At 69.0% G+C, this 21131-nt stretch carries 22 protein-coding genes and 2 pseudogenes; 13 read left to right on the top strand and 11 right to left on the bottom strand.

Features of this window, described 5'->3' with window-relative positions; all coding sequences use genetic code 11:
• From IEY99_RS24615 to IEY99_RS24595, 5 genes and pseudogenes are all read left to right on the top strand, one after another.
• Positions 1–713, top strand: a 713-nt coding sequence (locus IEY99_RS24615; protein WP_189206425.1) for a helix-turn-helix transcriptional regulator, incomplete at its 5' end; no start/stop codon positions are given.
• A gap of 80 nt (positions 714–793) precedes the next feature.
• Complete coding sequence (locus tag IEY99_RS24610; RefSeq protein ID WP_194505973.1) at positions 794–937, top strand: hypothetical protein; 144 nt, start codon at positions 794–796, stop codon at positions 935–937.
• 290 nt (positions 938–1227) lie between these two features.
• Complete coding sequence (locus tag IEY99_RS24605; protein ID WP_189206423.1) at positions 1228–2649, top strand: GGDEF domain-containing protein; 1422 nt, start codon at positions 1228–1230, stop codon at positions 2647–2649.
• A 93-nt stretch (positions 2650–2742) separates the two neighbouring features.
• Positions 2743–3309, top strand: a complete 567-nt coding sequence (locus tag IEY99_RS24600; protein WP_189206422.1) for a DM13 domain-containing protein — start codon at positions 2743–2745, stop codon at positions 3307–3309.
• Positions 3310–3333: 24 nt separating this feature from the next.
• Positions 3334–3900, top strand: a pseudogene (locus IEY99_RS24595) (ankyrin repeat domain-containing protein); the annotation flags it as partial.
• A gap of 831 nt (positions 3901–4731) precedes the next feature.
• On the opposite strand, the gene IEY99_RS24590 reads toward IEY99_RS24595, so the two are convergent.
• From IEY99_RS24590 to IEY99_RS24580, 3 genes are read right to left on the bottom strand one after another with little or no spacing between them, the layout of a single operon-like run.
• Positions 4732–5709: an ABC-2 membrane transporter-related protein gene (locus tag IEY99_RS24590; protein WP_189206420.1), complete on the bottom strand. Its 978-nt coding sequence runs from the start codon at positions 5707–5709 to the stop codon at positions 4732–4734.
• Positions 5706–6605 carry an ABC transporter ATP-binding protein gene (locus IEY99_RS24585; RefSeq protein ID WP_189206419.1) on the bottom strand — a complete coding sequence of 300 codons (900 nt, stop codon included), beginning with the start codon at positions 6603–6605 and terminating at the stop codon, positions 5706–5708. Before IEY99_RS24585 ends, IEY99_RS24590 begins: the two co-directional genes overlap by 4 nt.
• Entirely contained in the window at positions 6602–6997 is a 396-nt protein-coding gene (locus tag IEY99_RS24580) for a GntR family transcriptional regulator (protein WP_189206418.1), read from the bottom strand. Before IEY99_RS24580 ends, IEY99_RS24585 begins: the two co-directional genes overlap by 4 nt.
• Positions 6998–7548: 551 nt before the next feature.
• Here IEY99_RS24580 and IEY99_RS24575 point away from each other — a divergent pair.
• The gene (locus IEY99_RS24575; RefSeq protein WP_229799207.1) at positions 7549–8418 is read left to right on the top strand and encodes a DUF4360 domain-containing protein; all 870 of its coding nucleotides are present in this window, start codon (positions 7549–7551) and stop codon (positions 8416–8418) included.
• Between the two features lie 380 nt (positions 8419–8798).
• On the top strand, positions 8799–9086 hold the full coding sequence (locus tag IEY99_RS24570; protein WP_189206417.1) for a hypothetical protein: 288 nt from the start codon (positions 8799–8801) through the stop codon (positions 9084–9086).
• A 463-nt stretch (positions 9087–9549) separates the two neighbouring features.
• Here IEY99_RS24570 and IEY99_RS24565 read toward each other — a convergent pair whose 3' ends face one another.
• The 3 genes and pseudogenes from IEY99_RS24565 to IEY99_RS24555 all read right to left on the bottom strand — a co-directional run.
• The gene (locus IEY99_RS24565; RefSeq protein ID WP_189206416.1) at positions 9550–9900 is read right to left on the bottom strand and encodes a hypothetical protein; all 351 of its coding nucleotides are present in this window, start codon (positions 9898–9900) and stop codon (positions 9550–9552) included.
• Between the two features lie 251 nt (positions 9901–10151).
• Entirely contained in the window at positions 10152–10892 is a 741-nt protein-coding gene (locus IEY99_RS24560) for a PP2C family protein-serine/threonine phosphatase (protein ID WP_229799206.1), read from the bottom strand.
• Positions 10893–11572: 680 nt separating this feature from the next.
• A pseudogene (locus IEY99_RS24555) lies at positions 11573–11987 on the bottom strand (transposase); the annotation flags it as partial.
• 185 nt (positions 11988–12172) lie between these two features.
• On the opposite strand from IEY99_RS24555, the gene IEY99_RS24550 reads away from it, so the two are divergent.
• The 3 genes from IEY99_RS24550 (at position 12173) to IEY99_RS24540 (ending at position 13777) form a co-directional block, all read left to right on the top strand.
• Entirely contained in the window at positions 12173–12700 is a 528-nt protein-coding gene (locus tag IEY99_RS24550) for a hypothetical protein (RefSeq protein WP_229799205.1), read from the top strand.
• A 115-nt stretch (positions 12701–12815) separates the two neighbouring features.
• Positions 12816–13082, top strand: coding sequence for a DUF7660 family protein (locus tag IEY99_RS24545; protein ID WP_189206414.1), 267 nt, complete (start codon positions 12816–12818; stop codon positions 13080–13082).
• Positions 13083–13228: 146 nt separating this feature from the next.
• Complete coding sequence (locus IEY99_RS24540) at positions 13229–13777, top strand: P-loop nucleotide/nucleoside kinase family protein (RefSeq protein ID WP_189206413.1); 549 nt, start codon at positions 13229–13231, stop codon at positions 13775–13777.
• A 654-nt stretch (positions 13778–14431) separates the two neighbouring features.
• On the opposite strand, the gene IEY99_RS24535 is transcribed toward IEY99_RS24540, so the two are convergent.
• From IEY99_RS24535 to IEY99_RS24525, 3 genes are all read right to left on the bottom strand, one after another.
• A complete protein-coding gene (locus IEY99_RS24535) occupies positions 14432–14806 on the bottom strand; it encodes a cyclic-phosphate processing receiver domain-containing protein (RefSeq protein WP_189206412.1) in 375 nt (124 codons plus the stop codon).
• Positions 14807–14942: 136 nt separating this feature from the next.
• The gene (locus IEY99_RS24530; protein ID WP_189206542.1) at positions 14943–15284 is read right to left on the bottom strand and encodes a hypothetical protein; all 342 of its coding nucleotides are present in this window, start codon (positions 15282–15284) and stop codon (positions 14943–14945) included.
• Between the two features lie 145 nt (positions 15285–15429).
• On the bottom strand, positions 15430–15825 hold the full coding sequence (locus IEY99_RS24525; protein ID WP_189206411.1) for a hypothetical protein: 396 nt from the start codon (positions 15823–15825) through the stop codon (positions 15430–15432).
• A 335-nt stretch (positions 15826–16160) separates the two neighbouring features.
• On the opposite strand from IEY99_RS24525, the gene IEY99_RS24520 reads away from it, so the two are divergent.
• Entirely contained in the window at positions 16161–17234 is a 1074-nt protein-coding gene (locus tag IEY99_RS24520; RefSeq protein WP_189206410.1) for a methyl-accepting chemotaxis protein, read from the top strand.
• Between the two features lie 22 nt (positions 17235–17256).
• On the opposite strand, the gene IEY99_RS24515 is transcribed toward IEY99_RS24520, so the two are convergent.
• Positions 17257–17532, bottom strand: a complete 276-nt coding sequence (locus tag IEY99_RS24515; protein WP_189206409.1) for a hypothetical protein — start codon at positions 17530–17532, stop codon at positions 17257–17259.
• Positions 17533–17622: 90 nt separating this feature from the next.
• The gene (locus IEY99_RS24510; RefSeq protein ID WP_189206408.1) at positions 17623–19200 is read right to left on the bottom strand and encodes an FMN-binding glutamate synthase family protein; all 1578 of its coding nucleotides are present in this window, start codon (positions 19198–19200) and stop codon (positions 17623–17625) included.
• Positions 19201–19703: 503 nt separating this feature from the next.
• Between IEY99_RS24510 and IEY99_RS24505 the strand changes: the two genes are divergently transcribed.
• Positions 19704–20111, top strand: coding sequence for a hypothetical protein (locus IEY99_RS24505; protein WP_189206407.1), 408 nt, complete (start codon positions 19704–19706; stop codon positions 20109–20111).
• Between the two features lie 214 nt (positions 20112–20325).
• The gene (locus IEY99_RS24500) at positions 20326–21021 is read left to right on the top strand and encodes a DUF2625 family protein (RefSeq protein ID WP_189206406.1); all 696 of its coding nucleotides are present in this window, start codon (positions 20326–20328) and stop codon (positions 21019–21021) included.
• Positions 21022–21131 lie beyond the last annotated feature (110 nt).

Here is a 21131-nt window from a genome sequence, read left to right as displayed (position 1 = left end):
GCGACCGCCGGCTCGCCGCCGAGCTGGCGGCCGGCGCGGCCCGGCTGAGCACCGGGCCCGTCCTGCCCCGGCACGCCGGGATGATCGCCATGGCCCAGATGCACGCCGGGCTGCGTGCCGACCCGCGCGCCGCGGCCGCTCACGCGGCCCGGGCGGCCGAGCTGTTCGCCCGCTCCGGGGACCGGCTCGGCATCGCCCGGGCCCGGCTCCACCTGGGCGCCGCATACCGGGACACGGCGAGCCCGGCCCGCGCCGACCGGGAGATCGCGGCCGCCCGGGGCGAGTTCGCCCGGTGCGGCGCCCGGCCGCACTGGCTGGCCCGGATCACCGGCATCCCCCTCGATGCCGGTGACGGACCCGCGTCCTCCCGGGCCGCCGCACCCCCGTTTCCCGCGGCCTCCCGGGCCGCCGCACCCCCGTTTCCCGCGTCCTCCCGGGCCGCCGCACCCCCGTTTCCCGCGGCCGCCCGTCGGCCGTCGCACCCCGCGGAGCCGGCGGATCCGGGGACCCGCCGGCTCACCCCCCGAGAGATGGACGTCCTGGCGCTGCTCGCCGAGGCGCTCACCGCCGCCGCCATCGGACGGCGGCTCGGCATCAGCACGGGCACGGTCCACAAGCACCTCGCCGCGCTGTACCGCAAGCTCGGCACCGGCGACCGCCTGGCGACCGTGCTCCGGGCCCGGGCGCTCGGCCTGCTGCCGGGCGCCGGCTGAGCCCGGCGCTCAGCCGATCACGAACGGGCCCACCTGGTGCACGCGTCCACCGGCGCCCGCCGGTGGTGTGGCACGCCACCGTGGCGAGCCCGGCGGAGTCGCACGACTCGACCTTGCCGCGGGTGCCGGTGCCGCCCACCGACGTCACGTTCACCTGGATCCGCCCGGCGGTCCCGGAGGCGGCCCCGTTCGAGGCGGCGCACCACTCCCCGCCGGTGCCGTAGGCGGTGACCTGGACGTGCCCGCGGGCCGTGCCGATCCCCGGCGGTGGCGACGGCCACGACGCCGGCCAGGCGCCGCACCCGGGCCGACGGTGAGCGGGAGGTCATGTCGGGCGCTCCTTCGAGGCGGTGACGGGACCACCGCAGTGTTGCCTCCACCGTCCGGGGCCGACATACCCACTTCTCGCCATTGCGGCCCGGTCGGTTCCCCGGCGGCAGTTTGTCGGGTGCCGTCGGGTTGCGGCACGGCCGCGGCGCTGACGACCGCCGCGCACCCGACCGATGGCTTGGACATGACGCACCGGCCGCTGTGGCTCTACCTGATGGCCGCCCTGCTCGCGGCCACGGTGTCCGCGGCCACGGCGGCCACCCCCACGGGCGATCTGTGGTACTTCGGCGCATACCTGATGGTCTGCGTGCTGGCCGCGGTACTGGCCGTGCGCCGGCAGCGGGCCCACGACCGGGTGCCGTGGCTGTGGGTCGCCGGCGGGCAGTTCCTGTGGCTGGCCGGAGACGCCGTCTACCCCGTCGGTCTGCTGCTGGGACGGCCGGAGGACGGCATCGCCGAGGCGGTCCTGTGGACCGCGGGGTACCTCGCCTACGGCATGGCGCTGACCACCATGGCGCGGCGGCGGGCCGGACGCTGGCTGCGCCCGGCGGTGCTGGACATGCTGACCCTGGTGACGGCCGCGTCCATCATCGTCTGGGTGGTCTGGGTCTCGCCGTTCCTGCAGGACGCGGCCGAGGAGCCGCTGTACGCCTACCTGACGGTGATGGGCCCGCTCGGCGACATCGTCATCCTCGGCGGGGTCCTGCTCGTCGTCTTCTCGCCCGGCACCCGCGGCGGCGCCACCGGGCTGCTGGTCGTCTCGGCGGTCCTGCGGATCGCCTCCGACCTGGGCATCTCCTTCATCCCGTCGGACGCCCTCGCCACCATGGTGGCCACCGGCGTGATCCTGCTCAGCAACGCCGTCCTGGTGAGCGCCGCGCTGCACCCCAACAGCGGCGAGCTGACCGCGCCGGCGTACCGGCCGCCGACGGTCCACCCGGCGCGCCCGTGGTTCCTCGGCGTGGCCCTGCTGACCGCGCCCGCCATCCTGTTCCTGCGCGCGAACTATGCGCCGGTGGAGCGCAGCGTGCTGTTCGCGGCGACGATCGCGACGACGATGTTCGTCCTCGTCCGCTTCACCGCCGCCCTGCGCTCGCTCGAACGCATCGAACGCCAGCTCAGCTTCCAGGCCTCCCACGACCCGCTGACCGGCCTGCTCAACCGGGCCGCGCTCGGCGAGCGGCTGGAGGCGTCGCCACCCGGCAGCACGCTGCTCTTCCTGGACCTCGACGGGTTCAAGGCGGTCAACGACCAGGCCGGGCACGCGGCCGGCGACGCCATCCTGTGCGCGGTGTCCGCCCGGCTGCGGGCCGCCGTCCGCGACTGCGACGCCGTGGCGCGGCTGGGCGGTGACGAGTTCGCCGTGGTGCTCCACGGGCTCGGGGACGCGGCCGCCGTCGGGGTGGCCGAGCGCCTGCTGCGCGACGTCGCCCTGCCGGTCGAGCACGACGGCGCGACGTACTCCGTCGGGGTGAGCATCGGCATCGCCGGCGGGATGCCGGACGACCCGGCGGCGGACTGGCGCCCGGCGACGCTGCTGCGCGCCGCGGACTCGGCGATGTACCAGGCCAAGCGCGCCGGCCGCGGCTGCTGGGTGGCCGCCTGAGGGCCTGGTCCGCGCGGCCCGCCGGAAACCGTAAGAACTTGGTAAGCGCCGCAGCCCTTCCCCGGGCGCGAGCGGGCGGGTTGACTCGATCCCGTGATCCGACGACTCCTCACCAAGCCCGTCACCTGGGTGGCCATCGTCCTGTTCGCCGCGGGCGCGGCGGTCGCTCTCCAGTGGTTCCAGCCGTGGCGGCTGTGGACGAGCACCACGGTCACGGACCAGCTCTCCGCCGCGGCGCCCGCCGCCTCCCCCACCTTCGGCACGTCGCCCGGCACGGGCACCTCCCGGCCCTCCGCGGCGCCTGCTCCCGGCCCGGTGATCGTGCGCCAGGGCGCCTTCGTCACCCACGAGCACGAGACGACCGGCGCCGCCCGCCTCGTCCGCACGCCGGACGGCGGCCACCAGCTCGAGCTGGCCGACCTCGACACCTCGGACGGCCCCGACCTGCGCGTCTGGCTGACCGACCAGACCGTCGGCACCGGCGTCGCCGCCTGGCGCGTCTTCGACGACGGCCGCCACGTGGAGCTCGGCCGCCTCAAGGGCAACCGCGGCGACCAGGTCTACCGCGTGCCGGACGACATCGACCCGGAGGACTACCGCAGCATCACCATCTGGTGCGCCCGCTTCTCCGTCTCCTTCGGAGCCGCCCTCCTCGAATGATGCGCTGGGCCCACGCTTCATGATGCCGTTTGGCGCGGTGATCTTGACGGTGTCCGTCGGCTGCTCGCCGCCGGCGCAGACCCCAACGTGCCCCAGTCGGATGAGGTGGACTTCGGCTGGTCGCCGTTGATGCTCGCCGCTCGAAGTCCTGCGGTGATAAGGGTTCTATTGGACGCGGGCGCTGATCCCCGCTTCGCGACGGCGGAGGGCGAGTCGGTGGTGATGGTGGTGGCCCGGATCGGCACCTGTGAGGGGTTGCGGATGCTGCAGGCCGCGGGGGCCGACCTTCGTCAGGTAGACCACACCGGCGACAACGCGCTGATGGAAGCCGCGGGCGCCGGCAGCCAAGAGACCGTCGCGTTCCTGCTCCGGCAGGGCCTTGCCGTCGACGACACGACGAACAGCGGTTGCACCGCGTTGATGGCGACCACAATCAGCGGAGAGGCCGACATGGTGCGGTTGCTCCTCGCCGCTGGCGCCGACCCGCACCGCTCTATTCGCAGCGGCGTACAAACCGGCAAGACCGCGCTCGACATTGCAGTCGAGCTCGACCACTCGGCGATCGTGGCGCTGCTGACTCCGATCACATAACGACCGCCATGAGCCGCCATCTGCGCTACTCGTTGATCATGTTGTGCGGCTCACCACAGCATTCAACCGGATCCTTCCCCTATCTGGGGCGACAGTGCAGTCGGCTGCGTTCACCGAGCAAGGGCTGGTAACCGGTCTCCGCCGGCAACCGGTCTCCGCCGGCGACGGCGGCGCTTGGTGTGCCCCTGCGGGACGCCGACGGAGGCCCGCTACGACTCGTCGCGCCGTCGGAAGGCGTGCTCGATGTCGAAGCGGCGCAGGAACGCCTGCCAGAGCCGGTCGACGTTCGGCGGGTGCCGCCTGGGGCTGAGAGCCCAAAGCCACACCGGTTTCGGGATGGCGCCGCAGGGGAGGTGGGCGACGTGAACTCGCCGCCGTGGCGGGGCGGGCGCCCGGTGGCACCGGGCAGTCGGGGCGGGGTCGGCCGACGCAGCACAGCGGCGGCCGGGCACCAGGGCGGTGATGAACGAGTACGGCCAGCCGGGGATCATCACGTGCTGATCCTGGCCCCGGCCGTAGGTGTGACACCGAATCCGCTCTGGTGAGGTTTGCGCGTCCGGCCCCGCCGATGCTCATCGACGAGGAACCACTCCACCAGCGACCGCACCGGCCCGTCGGCGCACAACACCGCGTCGGTCAGCTCAAGACAACGCGTCTGCCCGCGCGCTCGGACAGCCATAGAACGCCCGTCGGAACGTCGCCGGCTCCCCGAACGCCTTCGGCGGGGGCAGCATCCTGCACACTGAACACAGGACAGCCCCCGTGATCGACCAGGGATGTGGGCATGACAGGCCGGGGGTACCCACACGCTCACCGCCGGTCAAGATCAAGCTAGATCACACGGCGCCGTACCCGCCACACCACCACACCGATCAGGACCGCCGCGGCGGCGACGAACAGGGCCGCCTCGATGAGCTGGAACGTCCAGAACCGGTCGGCCGGGTGGTAGACCCCGAACTGCTGGATGCCCCGCGCGTGCAGGAACTGGTTGAGGTTGATGCCGGCCTGGTCGGCGGCGCCCTCCAGCTCCTCGTACTCGGTCCAGCTCAGCCTGCGCCCGGCGGCGTCTGCGTAGCCGTGTTCGATTGTCCAGTCGGCGAAGCTGGGCACGGGCCGGTGCCCCGCCAGGTCCTTCGAGCCGCCGACGGGGACCGGCTCCACGGTGGTGAGCGGGGTGGCGTACGCGGGACGGGCCAACAGCGCCACCGGCATCCGGGCGGCGAGGAACGCCCCGAACGCGACGCCGAACGCGGGCAGGCTGCGCCGCAGGATCGCCCCGGCGGCGGTGGCGACGCCGAACGCGAACAGCGCGTACGCCATCGGAACAAGTCCCTCCAGATCGAAGGCGTCGTACTGGAACCGCCCTTCCCACGCGTCGAACGGCTGACGGAACCAGGTGAGCACCGCGGTGAACATCCCGGTGAGCGTGACGGTGACGCCGGCCAGTGCCGCGAGCTTGGCCGCCAGCCAGCGCATCCGCGGCACGGCCTGCGTCCAGGCGAGCTGCCAGGTGCCGTCCTCCAGTTCGCGGGCGAGCAGCGGCGCACCGAGGAACGCACCGATGACGACGGGGACCAGATAGAAGCCCGCCAGGAGGTTCTCGACGTACCCGTACTCCTCGTCGAGCCGGCGGAAGGAGGCCGCGCAGTCCTCGTCGACACCGGCCTCTCCCGCACACCGGGCGGGACCGCCGGGGAACAGGTCGTGGGCCTGCGTCCCGAGCACGAGCAGGGCAATGCCGAACATGCCGACAAGCAGACCCAGGACGCAGACCTCGGTCCGGTGCTGGCGCCAGATCAACCACGTCATGCCGCCGCTCCCGACGTGACGGCGGCGCTCGGCTCGGACGGCCGGCGCAGGTACGCCAGCACCAGGTCCTCCAGCGCGACCGGCTGGGCCTGCCACCCGGGCGCGGCCGGGACGGCGCCGTCGCGTACCAGCAGGGTCGTGTGCCGGTCGCTGTGGACGGCCTCCACGACGGCCCCGGCCCGGTCGAGGTCGGTGGCCGTGCGCGGGCCGACGAGCAGCCGGTGCTCGGCGAGGAGGGTGTCGATGTCGCCGGCGAGCGTGACCCGGCCGTGGTCGAGCACGACCAGGTGGTCGCAGACGCGCTCCAGCTCGTGCACGACGTGGGAGGAGAACAGGACGGTCACCCCGCCTTCGGCCACCGCGCCCATGAGGACCTGCAGGAACTCGTGCCGGGCCAGCGGGTCGAGGCTGGCCACCGGCTCGTCGAGGACGAGCAGGTCCGGCCGCTTCGCCAGGGCCAGAGCCAACGCCACCTGGGCCTGCTGCCCGCCGGAGAGCGTACCGGTCCTGCGGTCGAGCGGGATGCCCAGCTTCGCCAGCCGGCGCTCGGCCAGCCCCTGGTCGAACCGCAGGTTGCAGGCCCGGCCGAAGCGGAGCATCTCGGCGACGGTGAAGCGCTTGTACAGCGGGTGGTCCTGGGCCAGGAACCCGACCCGGGACAGAGTTTGCGGGGTGCTGGCGGTGACGTCGTGGCCGAGGACCTCCACCGTGCCGGTGCTCGGTGCCAGCAACCCGACGACCAGGCGCAGCAGCGTGGTCTTGCCCGCGCCGTTCGGCCCGACCAGGGCGATCACGCCGCCCGCCGGCAGGGCCAGGGTGCAGTCGCGCAGCGCCCAGCCCTTCCGGTACCGCTTGCCCACACCGTCGGTGCGCAGCGCGAACTCGGTCGCTGTCACGCCACGTCCTCATTCCTCGTCTGCTGGTGGACGGAAGTGAAAAGCGCGTCGACCGCCTGCTCGTCGAGGCCGGCCGCGTAGGCGCGGCGCAGCCAGGTCGCCAGGCTGCGGCGCAGCGACGTGTACGTCGATGCCGACATCGCGGCCGTCTGCTGTTCATTGACGAACGTGCCCTGGCCCGGCCGGCCGGTGACCAGGTTCTCCTGCTCCATCTGCCGGTACGCCTTGGCGACGGTGTTCGGATTGATCGCCAGGTCCTCGACCACCTCGCGGATGAGCGGGAGGCGGTCACCGGGCTGGAGAAAGCCCAGCAGCACCGCCTGGCGGACCTGCTGGACGAGTTGCAGGTACGGCGGCACGCCGGAGTGGGTGTCGAGCCGGAAGACGAACACGGTAACCCCTTACTGCTTTCCTAGTACCATAGTAAAGCGCCGATTCGGCGGTCAAGAGAACCGACGCGCCCGCACGACCGCGGCACCTGATCCCGGGGGCACGCCTGCCCCGACCGCCGGCGGGTACCCGCGCGATCGGGGCGCGGCGGCGCAACTGTCGGCACGTCGCCCCGACCGGATCGCCCTCAGAGCGTCCCGCGGCGTTCGAGTCCGTCGCGGTGTCGTCCGGGCCGCGCAGCCGCAGGTTCCGGGTCGGCCTGCCGCATCAGTGCCGGTCCGTCGGGGCGCGCTGCGCGGGTCGCCCGGGCGGTGCGCCCCGCAGTGCCGGGCCAGTTATCGTGCGCAATACCGCTGGATTTGCTCGCAAACGATCAGGAGCCCGACTTGACCGGGTGAATGCCCATCGATGCGTGGATGTGCGGAACAATATCGTTCTGCACTCCGGGAGCGCGCCTTTTCCCAGGCTCCTTATCTGCTCGCCTGAATGCGTGCGGCCGGGCTTCATCTCTATTGCAATGAATAACTTCTTGGTCGGGCCATAGTGCTCTTGAATGTCGATCGCCACCATGAAGGGAAAGACGGTCGAAGGATGGGCGCCAGATTGGCCTTGCCCTTGTCAAGATCTGAACCTTGTCATGCCGGACGTGGGTGCCGCAGCGGCAAAACTGCATGCCCGCGTCTTGACCGCCCTGCCCGAAGACCGTCGTGTCCGCACCATCGCCGAAGTGGAGTCGGAACGTACCGCTTCGGCATCAGGGAATGGAGACACGATGTCGAAACTGCTGAAGTCGCTGCTTGTGACGGGGGCGACCCTGTCGATCCTCGTGGGAGGATTGCCGGCTCTCGGAGCGCCCGCTGCGAACAGCTCTGTGCTGCAAGATCCCCCTCCGGGGCGCATCACCATACGCCTGGTGACCGCCAATGGTTCGGGCTGTCCGCTCGGCACCACGACGGTGGCACCGTTCGCCGACAACGAGGGATTCACCGTTACGTACAGCAGCTACATAGCCCAAGGGGGCGGCGGCGTCAGCCCGGCCGAGAACCGGAAGAACTGCCAGCTCGCGGTCGAGGCCCGGGTGCCGCAGGGCTTCACCTACGCCATCGCCGAGGTCACCTACCGTGGCTTCATGCAGTTGGAGCGGTACGCCACCGGCCTGCAGAAGGCGTCCTACTACTTCGCCGGGAACACGTCCACGGCAGAGGTGCAGCGCTCGTTCAACGGACCCAAGACCGACAACTGGACCGTGACGCACCGGGCCGAGTCCTACGTCTGGGCCCCCTGTTCCACCATCCGGAACATCAACATCAACAGCGAGCTCCGGGTGAGCGGCCGGTCGAGCACGCCGACCAGCATCATGACCATGGACTCCACGGACGCCTCGGTCAGCACGATCTACCGCTTCGTCTGGCGAAACTGCTGACGCCGGCATCCGCAGGCAACTGTTTTCCCGAAACGTAGAAGAAAACCACGAATTGCCAATGGCGAACATGGTTGCTTCCGTCACCTGGGCACTCCCCACCCGGTCGAGCCATTCCTGTCGCAGGCCGCGTCCCCGGACGGGGCAGACCTCGGACGACTGCTCGTCGCCCAGGAACCAGACGCCCATTCACCGGCTGTTCCGGGGGCGGTCCTGACCGGCTGCGGATCGTATGCCCGGCCGGGCCCGCCCTGACGGCCACCAGAGAACAGGATCGAACGATGAGACTGAGACCAGCGACCCGGCACGCGGTCGTCGCCATGGCGCTCGCAGCGGCGGTACTCGGAGGAACTCCCGGTATCGGTCACGCACAAGGTGCAACCGTGGCTGTCCCCACCCACCCGGTCGTCGGCGAAGGACCGGTGTCGTTGCCGTTCTTCAGCGACAGCGTGGTGCTGTCCACCTGGCCATGGACCACGACGACGCTGTGCGGCACCAACGTCGGGGACGGTTACGGCCTGCTGCGGGTGCAGCAACTACGTCCCGCCGGCAGCATCGAGTTCATGGAGATCAGGCCGGGGACGACCACCTGCATCGAACGGTGGTGGTCGGGACTGGACATCAACGCCATGAACGTCAGCTCGAGCCCGCTCACCGTGAGGACCTACTGATCGCTGTCCGGCCCGGCGACCGCGAGCGGCGCCTGACCGACGCGCGGAGTCCGGCCGTCCCGGCACGCGACAGAGCTCAGGCGGGTGGTGCGCAACCCGGGCCGCCACGGGAATTCCGTGACCCGCCGGGATCGGACGAACGATCCCGGCGGATCCGGTACGGCCGCTTCCCGAGATTCAGCGGCGACACGTGCGCTTGCCGCAGCTACATCTTCGCGACGCCGTTCTTGGCGCTCGCGGACCCGCCCGGCGTCGTGTTGGCGAGGTCGAACAGATCCTCATTGTGGCTGTCTCCGGCACACCGCCGAACAGCACACCATCGAAGGCCGCGCCGCCGCTGGCAACCGACCGCCGCTCCGGATGACGCTGGGTCGCAGTCAGTCGGCTCGGCGGCGGGACCCTACGAGTGCACGGATTTGCCGATGAGAGTGCGCGCTGATTTTCGGCGAATCGGCTGCCGTACTCAAGGCAGAATTTTTCGGACGAGCTCCCCTTCGACGTCATACAGCTCAATCTCATAGTCAACGTCGAGTGAGCGGAAGATGTCCGCCAGCTCGTCGACGCGGGTCGGCTCCACCACGCCGGCGAACTTCGGCATCCCGCCGGAATCGAAGAGGTTCACCTGACACCACCAGCATTCGACCTCATACTCGCCCTCTGCCGACCTGCGAGCCTGCCATCCCAGCCGCGCAAACGTGCGCGCAAGCGACTCCAGGTCCGAGGCGTTGTGCATGAAGCCGTAAATGTTGTTGTCCATCGCGCCAAGCTCAGCAGCCAGGTGCGAGCCGGGCGCGCCACCCGACGTCATGGACATGCCTTGAACCTCCCCTGCGTGGACTCGGCCGCAACAGCGATTATCCTCTGCGCCGGAATCAAAAGCGCCAAGCTTCCGAGGACTGCATCTGACTGCCCAACCCGCGTGCGACGGAGTATTGCTCTGCCGCAGTGCGGGCGCGCCGACTGCCGTGAGCATGTCGGGCTCGGTAGTCGAGGCTGCCTCTGTTCGACAATCGGATCTACCGCCGAGCACGTGTCAGCCCGGTGTGAGCTGAAGAGCGGCCTGGCCTACATGACGTGTATGAGGACTGCGGTGGCGTTGTCGTCGCCGCCTGCGGACTGGCCGAGGAGCGTCTCCACCGCTCGGGCCGGGTTGCTGGTCCCTGCCAGAGCGTTAGCGATGTCCTGGTCGCCGACCGTGTCGCTTACTCCGTCAGTGCACAGCAGGATTCGATCACCTGGGCGAAGGCTCACGTTAAGGACATCGGGCTCCGGTGCTTGCGGGTGTCCGGCGTATCGAGTGAGCCGGCGGCGAGCGGATCGGCCCTGCGCAGACTGCGGCGTGTACTGGCCGTTGAGTACGCCAAGCCATGCGGCCGTATGGTCAGCCGTGAGAAGTTCGAGCAGGCCATCGCGAAGGCGGTAAGCCCGGGAATCACCCAGCTGCACCAGCCATGCCGCGTCTTCGTCAATGGAGTCGCCAACGAAGGCGGTGAGCGTGCATCCGGTCAGATCAGGTAGGCCGCGGCCGGCAGCCCGTACCGCCCCTTGAACTTCGGCGACGGCCCTGCGCAACGTAGATGGGCCGTTTCCGATCCCGACGTGCCGGACGAAAGTGTCCACGGCGGTGCGCCCTGCGGTGGAACTCGCTGGCCCGTCGCCCATTCCGTCGGCCACGACTGCCAGCAGACGCGGGGAATCTACGTAGAAAATGTCGTAGTTCTTGTCATACCGGGTGCCCACGACACTGCCGGCCGCAGCAACCAGCCGTCGTCCCGCAGTCTTCCATTCCGTTGTGCTGATCTCCACGCCATGCCTCCGCCGCGCCAGGCTACCGCCTGGAGTTACGGTATGACGACATCAGCCAGCTACCTCGAACGCCCAAAGGGCGCTGCCGGCGTCCGGATTTGCCGCAACGCGGGCACTGGCGGTCTTCATCAGTGGTGACGCACCGTGAGCTATGCCTGCCTTCAATAGTCCCGAGCAAGCTGCGATCACTCCCGACGGCCGCGCTCTGCGCGCGGCAGTGGCCGCGTACCTCGGCCGCTACCGAGGCCAGTCCCGACTGCATACCGGTTCCGACCTCAAGATCTTCCTAACGTGGTGCTCGGACCAGGACCTGGACCCGCTCTGGATGGGTCGGGCCGACATTGAACGGTACGTGCGCTGGCTGCAGGAGACCCGCTACTACCAGCCCTCCACGGTCTCGCGACGGCTATCGGTGGTGGTCGGCTTCTACCGGACGTGCGTCATCGACCAGATCCTGCCGTACTCGCCGGCCGACTACGTCCGTCGGCCACCGGTACCTGCCGAGTCACCCACCCTCGGGCTCGGACACCTGCAGTTCGAAGCCCTGATCACCGCTGCCCGGTTGTCGCCCAACATCAACGACTTCGCGCTGATCGCCGTGCTCGGCCTCCTCGGCCTGCGCATCTTCGAAGCCTGCGGCGCGAACATCAACAATCTCAGTGAGGAACACGGCCACCGAGTGATGACCGCGCCATACACCTCGGCCAGATGCGCGCTGATTTCCCCGGTCGTCAAGCCTTTCGCCGACAGCGACAGGACCATGTCCTCGACGCCGGTCAGCCGGCGCTGCCGCTTCTTGACGATCTGCGGCTCGAACGAGGCGTCGCGGTCGCGTGGCACGGTGACCTCGACCGGGCCGACATCGGTCAGCACCGTCTTGGCCCGAGCCCCGTTGCGGGAGTTCCCGCCGTCTTTACCGGCCGGGTCGTGTTTCTCATAGCCCAGGTGGTCGGTGATCTCCCCGTCCAACGCGGCCTCGATCACCCGTTTGGTCAGCTGCTGCAGCAGGCCGCCTTCACCGGTCAACTGCAGGCCCGCTGCGCGGGCCTGCTCGACCAGCCGACCGACCAAATCGGCGTCCACGCCCTCCGACATGGTCGCTGGAGTCTTCTTCTTCGCCACCGCGGAAGTATCCACGGCAGCCTCGCTCGTCGCGATCATCAGGTGTCTCCTTGATCAGGAGTTACACCGAATTTCTTACAGTCCCTCGCGGCGTGCCGATGCGATCACGCGGGCCGGACCGTCAGTGACAATGAGACGTGGCGCGTGACAATTGGCTGGTGGCTTGCATCGACGAGTTCGATCGATTGCGCGGTCGGCACGTGACGTCGTGGTCGGGTGTCGAGATGGCGCTGCGTGATGAAGCTCCCGACGGTGGTGGTCCGCAGTTCGAGGACCCCGCTATATCCTGTCTGCAAATGCTGATTGTTGGGGTCGGGTTCGGCGATGGACCTCTCCTGACGGTGCACACGTATCAGGACGACGATGTCTGCGGTCTGCGAATGGGCGCGAATGCCGACTACCTATCAGCGGAGTGGACGGGCATCTACCGCCTGCGAGATCTGTCGATGTTGCCGACTGGTGAGATCGAGGAGGTCTCCGTGGTGCTCGACGAAGGCGTCGTGGCCGAGGTGGTCCTCCGCGTCAGAGGTCGGCCTGTAGTGCTGATGGCTGGCGAAGCGTACGAGGTGGGCGGCGATCGATTGCGCCTCGTTCGCCTGGACGAGTCCGTCCTGGTCTTCACTGACCTCGCGGCGGTCGAATCGGTGGACTGGCATCCTGAGCGGCGGACGGCCTTCCCCGGCTGACCTGGTTGAGCTGCACTCGCCGGCGGCCGAGGTGCTACCTGCTTACTTTCATGCCGCCGGTAGGGCGCGGCCCGATGAACATGTAGTCGCCGGCCGCCTCGTGCACCATGGTGCAGTGAACCACGAGACTGGACGGCACGCCGACGTTGACCCGAGCAACGTCGGGACGCGCGATGAGTTCGCCCGCTTCCTCTCGGCTGTGCTTGCTGACTTCCGGTCTACGGGAGAGGCCGAGTGGGAGAACGGCACCCTGGACCGTTTCCTCGACGGGCTGTCGGCCTTCGCCGGTGCCCGGGCCGTAGAAGCGTCGGAGCCTGCTCAGGAGCAAGCCTCTTGGCGCTTGTTTGCCGAGATCGTTCGGGCCGCGACCGGGTACGAGTAGCACGCTCCATCTTGCCGATCGTGCGCGCCCCCCACCGTAGCTTACGTCCGTGGAACACCCGCTCGTGCCGAGAAGAGTGGACTCGACGATGCCGACGAGACGGTAAATCGCTGTCCGGTTAGGTAAGGAAGCGAGATCATGACCGCGTGTCTCTCCGACCCAGCCTCTTGCTAACTGCCGGCCTGCCCGGCTCGGGAAAGACGACGCTCGCCCAGCAGGTCGCGGCTGATCGGCGGATCCTGCGGCTGACTCCCGATGACTGGATGGCACCACTGTTCGGGAACGGCGAAGCGGAGGGCCGGCGCGACATCCTGGAGGGCAGGATAATTTGGACCGCACACGAGGTGGTTCGCAGTGGAGCCTCTGTCGTTCTGGACTTCGGATGCTGGGCGCGCGACGAACGCTACGCAATCCGGTCGATCGCGGAGATCGCTGGGGCCACCTTCGAGCTGAGGTATGTCAGAGTCGCGGAGCCGGAACGTCGGAGGCGAGCCAGTCGTCGGTGGCGCGAGAGCCCGGAGTCGACGTTCCCGATGACGGACGCGGATCATGATCGATTCTTGGCACTATTTCAGCCGCCGACCGAGCAGGAGCTGGCCTATGAGCCGCTCCCTCCGCCGCCGACCGGTTTCGAGAGCTGGCCGCAATGGGCGAGCGAACGCTGGCCGACGTTGCCGCGCCTCGACTTGAGGTAGGGAGCCTTTGATCAACACGCGGATTTGCCGCCGAGGGTGCGCGCCAACTGCCTGCACCAGGGTCACGCTTCGTGTGCTCGCCTCCGGCTTGCCGACGCGAACTCTTGCCGAAGAGCGGATGTTCGCTGAGGGCGATATGATCAAGAATGTGCCCATGAGCCATCAGCACCACACCTTTCACTACCCTCCGCCGGCCACGCCAGCTGAGGTGCGGATGGCTCTGGATAGCGATGACGTCAGCGGCGCGCTGGATGCCATGGTGGGGTGCGCGTTATACGGCGACGGCGACTGGAGGGAGTCGCAAGATCTCTACTTGACTCTGCTAGATCACGATGACCGCCAGGTGCAGGCGCTCGCTGCCACGTGCCTTGGGCACTTGGCAAGGGTTTACGGTCAGCTCGACGAAGACCGTGTAGTCGCCGCACTTCGGCAGGCGCGTGCCAGACCCCACGTCAGGGGAAATGCCGGCAACGCGCTGGAGGATATCGAGGTCTTCTTACACCCTCGGCGTGCACGCTGGCGTGGGCGTCTGTGGCGGCTTGCTCACCCCTGGACTTGGTTCTGAGGCCGTCCCGGACCGTCAGTAGGTGCGACGGAAGCCGGACACGCAAATTTTGCCGCGGAGCGGCCTTCTGGTCGATGGGTTACGTCAGGTCATCCAGCGGAGTCGATTCCGTCGAGGTAACCCACCGCGGGGTCACCTGACGCGACGCGGACCGGATAGTTCCAACGCCGGAGGGCCTGCGCCATCTTCGTAGCGCCCGCGGGATTGGCCGAGTGAATGATGACCACACCGACATCGAAAGGCCGGCCCTCGAAGGCAGCGCGTTCAAGGACTTCCACGACCGGCCAAATGGTGTCATCGTCGCCCAGATCATGATCGAGCCAGAGTTCATCGAGACGGTGGCTCCGGTGACGGTCGAGCAGCTCCACTCCAGCTGAGCTTGTGCGAGCTACCTCGGCTGGACGGCCGTCAACGAATGAGCGGAGATCGTCGACGAGGACGATCGCCGACTTACGGTCAGTCATCGCACGATGATGCCCGGTTGTCTACAACGCCTCGATCGAATATCCGGATCTGCCGCTGTGTCAGCGCGGTCGCTCACTGGGATTCGGTTCCATACTGCCGATCAGCGGATCTGATCGGCAGTACGGCGGCGACGGCTCAGCGGTACTCGGCGACGACGGCGATCGAGCCGACGATATTGGCGTTGAGTTCGTCCAGATCTTCGGCGGGGATCCAATACTCCAGGATCGTGCGACCGCCGGCCTGATGCACCTCGTACCGGTCGAGGAAGGAGCGGCGAACCTCGAATCGGGTCACATACCCCACCCCGGACGCCGGGACGTTCCAGTCCCGGGCAATCATGGTGGCGTACTCCTCGTTCAGCACCGGGTAGAAGATCGGCTGGTCCGGCAGGCGCGGTGGCCAGGCACGCCAACCCGAAGCCTCCACCAGCGCCAGCTCCTCTGGGCCGGTCGGTCGCCACAACAACACCGTCTCGATGTTCTCCACCGACACATGATCGTCCAATGCCCGGTCCACGGCCACCGGTTACCGCGTGCGCTGATCTGCCGCCGAGCTCGCGTCGGCTGGTCGACGAGACTCGATCCAGCTGATGCTTGTCTCCGCCGCCATCAACCAGGCCCGCTTAGGGCGCAGCGGCATCACCGCGCGGCGACGATTCGCCGTGTGTCGCGGTGAGTTCGGCAAGTAGATCTGCCGATAGGTTCAGCGGTGCCAGGATGTCTCTCACATAGGTCTCGCGTTCTGCGCGGTTCAAGTCGTTCCACCAATGGCCCGCGGTCGAGAGGTGACGTCGAACGATGCCGACTCGTTCCTCGTGCCCTTCCGCTGCCCGCCATCTCGCCCATCCGGAGCCCGGATCGGCGGCTTCGAGCGCGTCCGCCAGGCGGCGTTGGATGGACGCGACGTACGGACTGCCGGCGTAGATGCTGCCGGGGTCTTCCAGCTTCGCCTCGAAAAGGAACCGATGCAGAGCAAGTACCTCTCGCTCGCCTTCGATGCTCACGTAGATCACATCCACACCACGAGCATGACTTATCGAGCGTCGGAAGCTCCGCCGAGGTTGGAACGCACTCACATGCCGCAGACAACGCGCTGTCTTGGCTCGTCGCCACCCACACCGGCGCGATCGCCCGGCACTCACCGTAGTCGCCCTCGATGACGCAGCGGACTGGTCCGCGGCGACTCTTGGTTGAAGCCGGAGGTTAAACGGCAAGCTCAGGTCCAGCGCAAGATCTGGGCCGGGTCTTGCCGCGCTCCGTCTCCTGCTGATTCCCGAAGATCCATCGCGGGCACGGCCCGTTCCATACCCTCGGAGGTGGGGTGTCGCGATGTTCGCTCGGAGGAGGAGAACCGATGATCAGGAAGGGATCCGCGGGGACGGGGCCGGGTGTGCCGCCGATGCTGCGTTCGGCGGAGACGCTGCTGGCCGCGCTGCACGCCGCGCCAACCGTCTTGATCATCGCCAACGCCGCAGGTGAGATCGTCTTCCGGAACAAGGCCGCCGACGAACTCACCCGGCGCGCCGTCGGGCAACACGGCGAGCAGGCAATGCTCGAACTGCGCAGCGGGATGATGCGCATCATGCAGACCGCGACCGAGTTCCCGCTCACCACGCACATCCCGACCGAGGTCAACGGCAGGAAACTGCACGGGGGCGTCACCATCGACCGCTTCCCCGGCGGCTTCATCTTCACGTGGTCGGACGAGACCGAGAAGGTGGAGGCCAACGAGCTCGTCAACTCGCTGGTCACCGAGCTGACCCGGGCCAGTTCCGAGCTGGCCGAGGCCGGGCGCCAGCTGGCCGACGCCGCCGGCCGGAGCGCCGAGCGGGCCGACGCGATCTCGCGCAACTCCACCGAGATGGCCGAGAGCATCCGCGAGATCGCCGGACGGGTGACGAGCGCGACGACGAGCACCGACACGGCGGTCGCGTCCGCGCGGTCGACCGCGAACAGCATGAACCAGCTCCAGGGCTCCAGCCAGGAGATCGGCAACGTCACCAAGCTCATCATCGCGGTGGCCGAGCAGACCAAGCTGCTCGCGCTCAACGCCCAGATCGAGTCCGCGCGGGCGGGCGCGGCGGGCAAGGGCTTCGCGGTCGTGGCCGCGGAGGTCAAGGAGCTGGCCGGGCGCAGCGCCGAGGCCACCCAGCAGATCATCGGCATGATCAAGGCGATCCAGACCGAGAGCCTGCAGGCGGTGGACGGCATCTCCGGCATCGTCGGGCTCATCGAGAACATCGCGGAACAACAGACCATGATCGCGGCGGCGGTCGAGGAACAGACCGCCACCAGCGCCGAGATGTCCTCCGGCATGCACGCCGTCGCCGAGTCGGCGACGGCCGCCGCCCAGGGCGCCGAAACAGTGCTGGGCGCGGCGGCGAACCTGCGCGAGCAGGCGGACCGGCTGCGGCAGCTCACCACCTGAGCCGGGCCCTGTGCGCGATCAGCTAGTCCCCCTGGGCCGCGGCTTTCTCGCGGTCGGCCATCCGGCGGGCCTGCTCGGCGTGCTCGCGCGCCGCATCCGCCCGCGCGCGGTAGCCGGCGTCACCGCGGCTGTCGGCCAGCCGGTCGTACGTCTCGGCGACCTGGTCCTCGACCGCGGCCACCCGCAGCTCGACCTCGGCGAACCGGTCGGCCGCCTCCCGTCCGCGCTGGGCGAGCCGCTTCGTGTCGCGGTGCAGTCGATCAAGATCGGACTCTCGGTACGGAGAATGTGCGGTCATGGCGGAAGGGATGCCCACCCCGCGAGCCGCTACACCACGCCTGCCTGCCATCTCCTCGCACCGCCGGCACGCGGGTCGGCGCGCAGCGGCTCATGCCATCGCCGAGCGTGACGGTGGGGCGCTGCCGCCCTGCGGCTCGGTGGCGCGCATGAGCTCGGCGATGGCCTTCCGGTCCGCTTCCGACGGCAGGCCCCAGCCGGGGCGGTAGCCGTACACGTGGTCCAGTCCGGTGGCCGCCGTGCGGCCGTCGAGGATCTCCACCGAGCCGGTGTCGATCAGGCCGGGGTGTTCGACGCCGCACGCCTCGGCGACCTTGAGCAGGTCGCGGCGCAGGGTCTTGACGTAGTTGGCGGCGCGTACGGACTTGAGCGCCGGGTCGAGCCCCCGGGTGAGCCAGGGGTTCTGGGTGGCCACGCCGGTCGGGCACGCGTCGGTGTGGCACTTCTGCGCCTGGATGCAGCCGATCGCCAGCATCGCCTCACGGGCCACGTTCACCATGTCGCAGCCGAGCGCGAACGCGACCACGGCGTTGTCCGGCAGCCCGAGCTTGCCGGCACCGACGAAGACGACCTGCTCGTGCAGGCCGCGCTCGGCGAACATCGCGTACACCCGGGCGAAGCCGACCTGGAACGGCAGCGAGACCGTGTCGGTGAAGATCAGCGGCGCCGCGCCGGTGCCTCCCTCGCCGCCGTCGATCGTCACGAAGTCGACGCCGCGCCCGGTCGTGGCCATCAGCGAGGTCAGCTCGTCCCAGAAGTCCAGGTCACCGACCGCGGACTTGATGCCGACCGGCAGGCCGGTCTCCGCGGCGAGCAGCTCCACCCAGTCGAGCAGGCTGTCGGTGTCGCCGAACTCGGCGTGCCGGGAGGGACTCACGCAGTCGACGCCCTGCGGGATACCGCGGGTGGCGGCGATCTCCGCGGACACCTTCGCGCCCGGAAGCAGCCCGCCGAGGCTGGGCTTGGCGCCCTGGCTGAGCTTGATCTCCAGGGCCCGCACCGGGGCGCCGGCCACCAGGTCCTTGAGCCGCCGCAGGTCGAACCGGCCGTGCGCGTCCCGGCAGCCGAAGTACGCGGTGCCGATCTGGAAGACCAGGTCGCCGCCATGCCGATGGTACGGCGACAGCCCGCCCTCCCCGGTGTTCTGCAGGCACCCGGCCAGCGCCGCGCCCCGGTTCAGCGCCTCGATCGCCGTGCCGGACAGCGAGCCGTAGCTCATACCGGAGATGTTGACGACCGAGTCCGGCCGGAACGCCCGCGCCCGGCCCCGCGCCGCCCCGAGAACCTTCGCACACGGTACGGACGCCTCGTACCCGGCCGCCGGCGTGGACCGAGGCACCGCCCGCCCGAACGTACGGTGCTTGATGATCGGATACCCGGCCGTGTACTCGATGTCGTTGTCCGTACCGAAGCCGAAGTAGTTGTTCTCTTTCTTCGCCGACGCGTACACCCAGCGCCGCTGGTCCCGGGTGAACGGCCGCTCCTCGTTGTTGCCGGCCACCACGTACTGCCGCAGCTCAGGCCCGATCGCCTCGATGAGGTACCGGCCGTGGCCGATGACCGGGAAGTTGCGCAGCAGCGCATGGTCGCGCTGCAGAAGATCGCGGACGGCGACCGCCGCCAGCGCCGACACTGCGGCTGCCGCGGCCGCACCGATGCCCCGCCTCATGCCGGATCATATTGCCGCCGGGCCGGGCCGCTAAACGGCCGCAACCACCCGGCCGAAACCCGGATCCGCCGGACGCGCTGCGAGCATGCAGAATCTAGAGCATTCTGCTCGATGGCTTTCAGGAGATACATCGACGTGACCACCGAACGATTTCGCAGCGATGGCCCGGGAGATGAAGGCCGACGGCGACTCGCTCCGCCGGTTTCTCACAATGCCGGAAAACGCCGCGCGGGGACGTCGTGAAACAGCACTCGTACGGCGAATTCGAGCCGGGTTTCAGCGACGCCGTCGACGACTTGACTGCCGACGAGAAGCGGAATCCCTGACATGCCGCCCTGCGTAAGCCGGTGCCGCACAACTGGATGAACCGCCACTGATCGGCGACTGGTCGAAGCATTCGTCGTCCGGCCCCGCCGATGATCGCTGCCGACCGCAGCCTGCCGTGCGATCGGGTAGCGGGCACGCGAAGGAAGCTCCGTACCGCTGTTCGCTAGCGTGTCGCCGTGAACGAGACAGCACGGCTGATCAGCAGGAGCTGCACGACGGGATGGGCCGACTGGATCCACGGTGAGCTGTGGTTGCTGCCACGTCATCTGGTCCGGCGTCGACTGACCCTGCACGAGACACGAGCGAACAAGAACGGCCGCACCGTCCCGGTCCCACTGCCCGAGGTACCGGCGTCGGCCTTGGCTCAGCGAGACATCACATCCGCCCACCGGACCAACAAGTTCCTCCTACTCGACGAAGTAGCCGAGGCCCGGCTTCACCGCGGCATCCTGACGGACCGACTGGCGCTGAAGATGCGTGACGGCAGCCGTCACAAGCTGCTGTGGCTGAAGGATGACCCGGCACACAAGATTCTCGGCACCGCCCTGGGACACTCCCTCGGCCCCCGATTCAGACGAGATTGAGCCGGAGGCGGGCCTCGACACGAAGCTCACTCCGTCCACTCATGGCGGCTGACGACCCAGGGCAGGCCGGAATCGACGCGCGCGACGATGTGCCCCGCCGTCCGCGATGAGCCAGCTGTCGTCCTCGGTGCGGACGACCTCGCGGACCGGTTCCTCACCCGTGAGCACGGTTCGCTGCACAACCGCGTCCAGATCCGGAGAGGATGATGATCGGATGCGTACCGCCGATGAGTTGATGGACATCCCGGATCCCGCGTGGCCGGAGCTCGAGGTCGAGCTGCTGGCCAATCCTCAGGTGAGGATCTTGCCGGTCTCCCCGGCCGCGGGCCGGGAGACCTTGCACCGGCTACAGGTGACCGCGCGGTCGCGGCTCGGCGCGTTGGCGTTGCACACCGGCGGCCTGCTGGTCGACGATGGCTGGCTGCGGGTGCTCGGCGGGGACGGCGGCCACGGCGTGCCCTCACTCGCGGAGGCCAACGGCTTGCCGGGTGACCAACGCCCGCCGTCGGCGTTGCTGGTGGGGTACGACGTACTCGGCGGGCGGTTCGAGGTCAACGGCCCGGCGCCCCGGGCCCTCGGCCGTCCCGGCGACCCGGGTGACGTGTGCTATTTCGGGCCCGACACGCTGCAGTGGGAGTATGTCGGCGCCGGCCACGGTGGGTGGCTGTCGTGGATCGCCGAGGGCGGAACGGCCGAGTTCTACGACGCGTTGCGGTGGCCGGGATGGCGGGAAGAAGTGCGCCCGCTGCCCCTGACACACGGCATCACGATCTTCCCGTTCCTCTGGTCTCGGGAGGCACAGCAGAACCTGGCCGGCACCACTCGACAACCATCACCCATGGCGGAGTTGTTCTCCCTGCAGGACGAGTTCGCCGCAAGGTTCGCCGCCGAACCGGACGGGGCGGTGTAGGGAAGCTCTCCGGCACGTCGTTTGCGCCGGTGATTCGTCTCCACCCGAACTGTCCGTGCGTTCCCCCACTGACCCCGACGGCAGGCCCGCACGCGACAGGCGGCGTACCC

The organism is Couchioplanes azureus (assembly GCF_014648355.1).
Classification (GTDB): domain Bacteria; phylum Actinomycetota; class Actinomycetes; order Mycobacteriales; family Micromonosporaceae; genus Actinoplanes; species Actinoplanes azureus.
The sequence above is the reverse complement of the archived record's forward strand: the minus strand, read 5'-3'. Positions and strand labels throughout refer to the sequence as shown.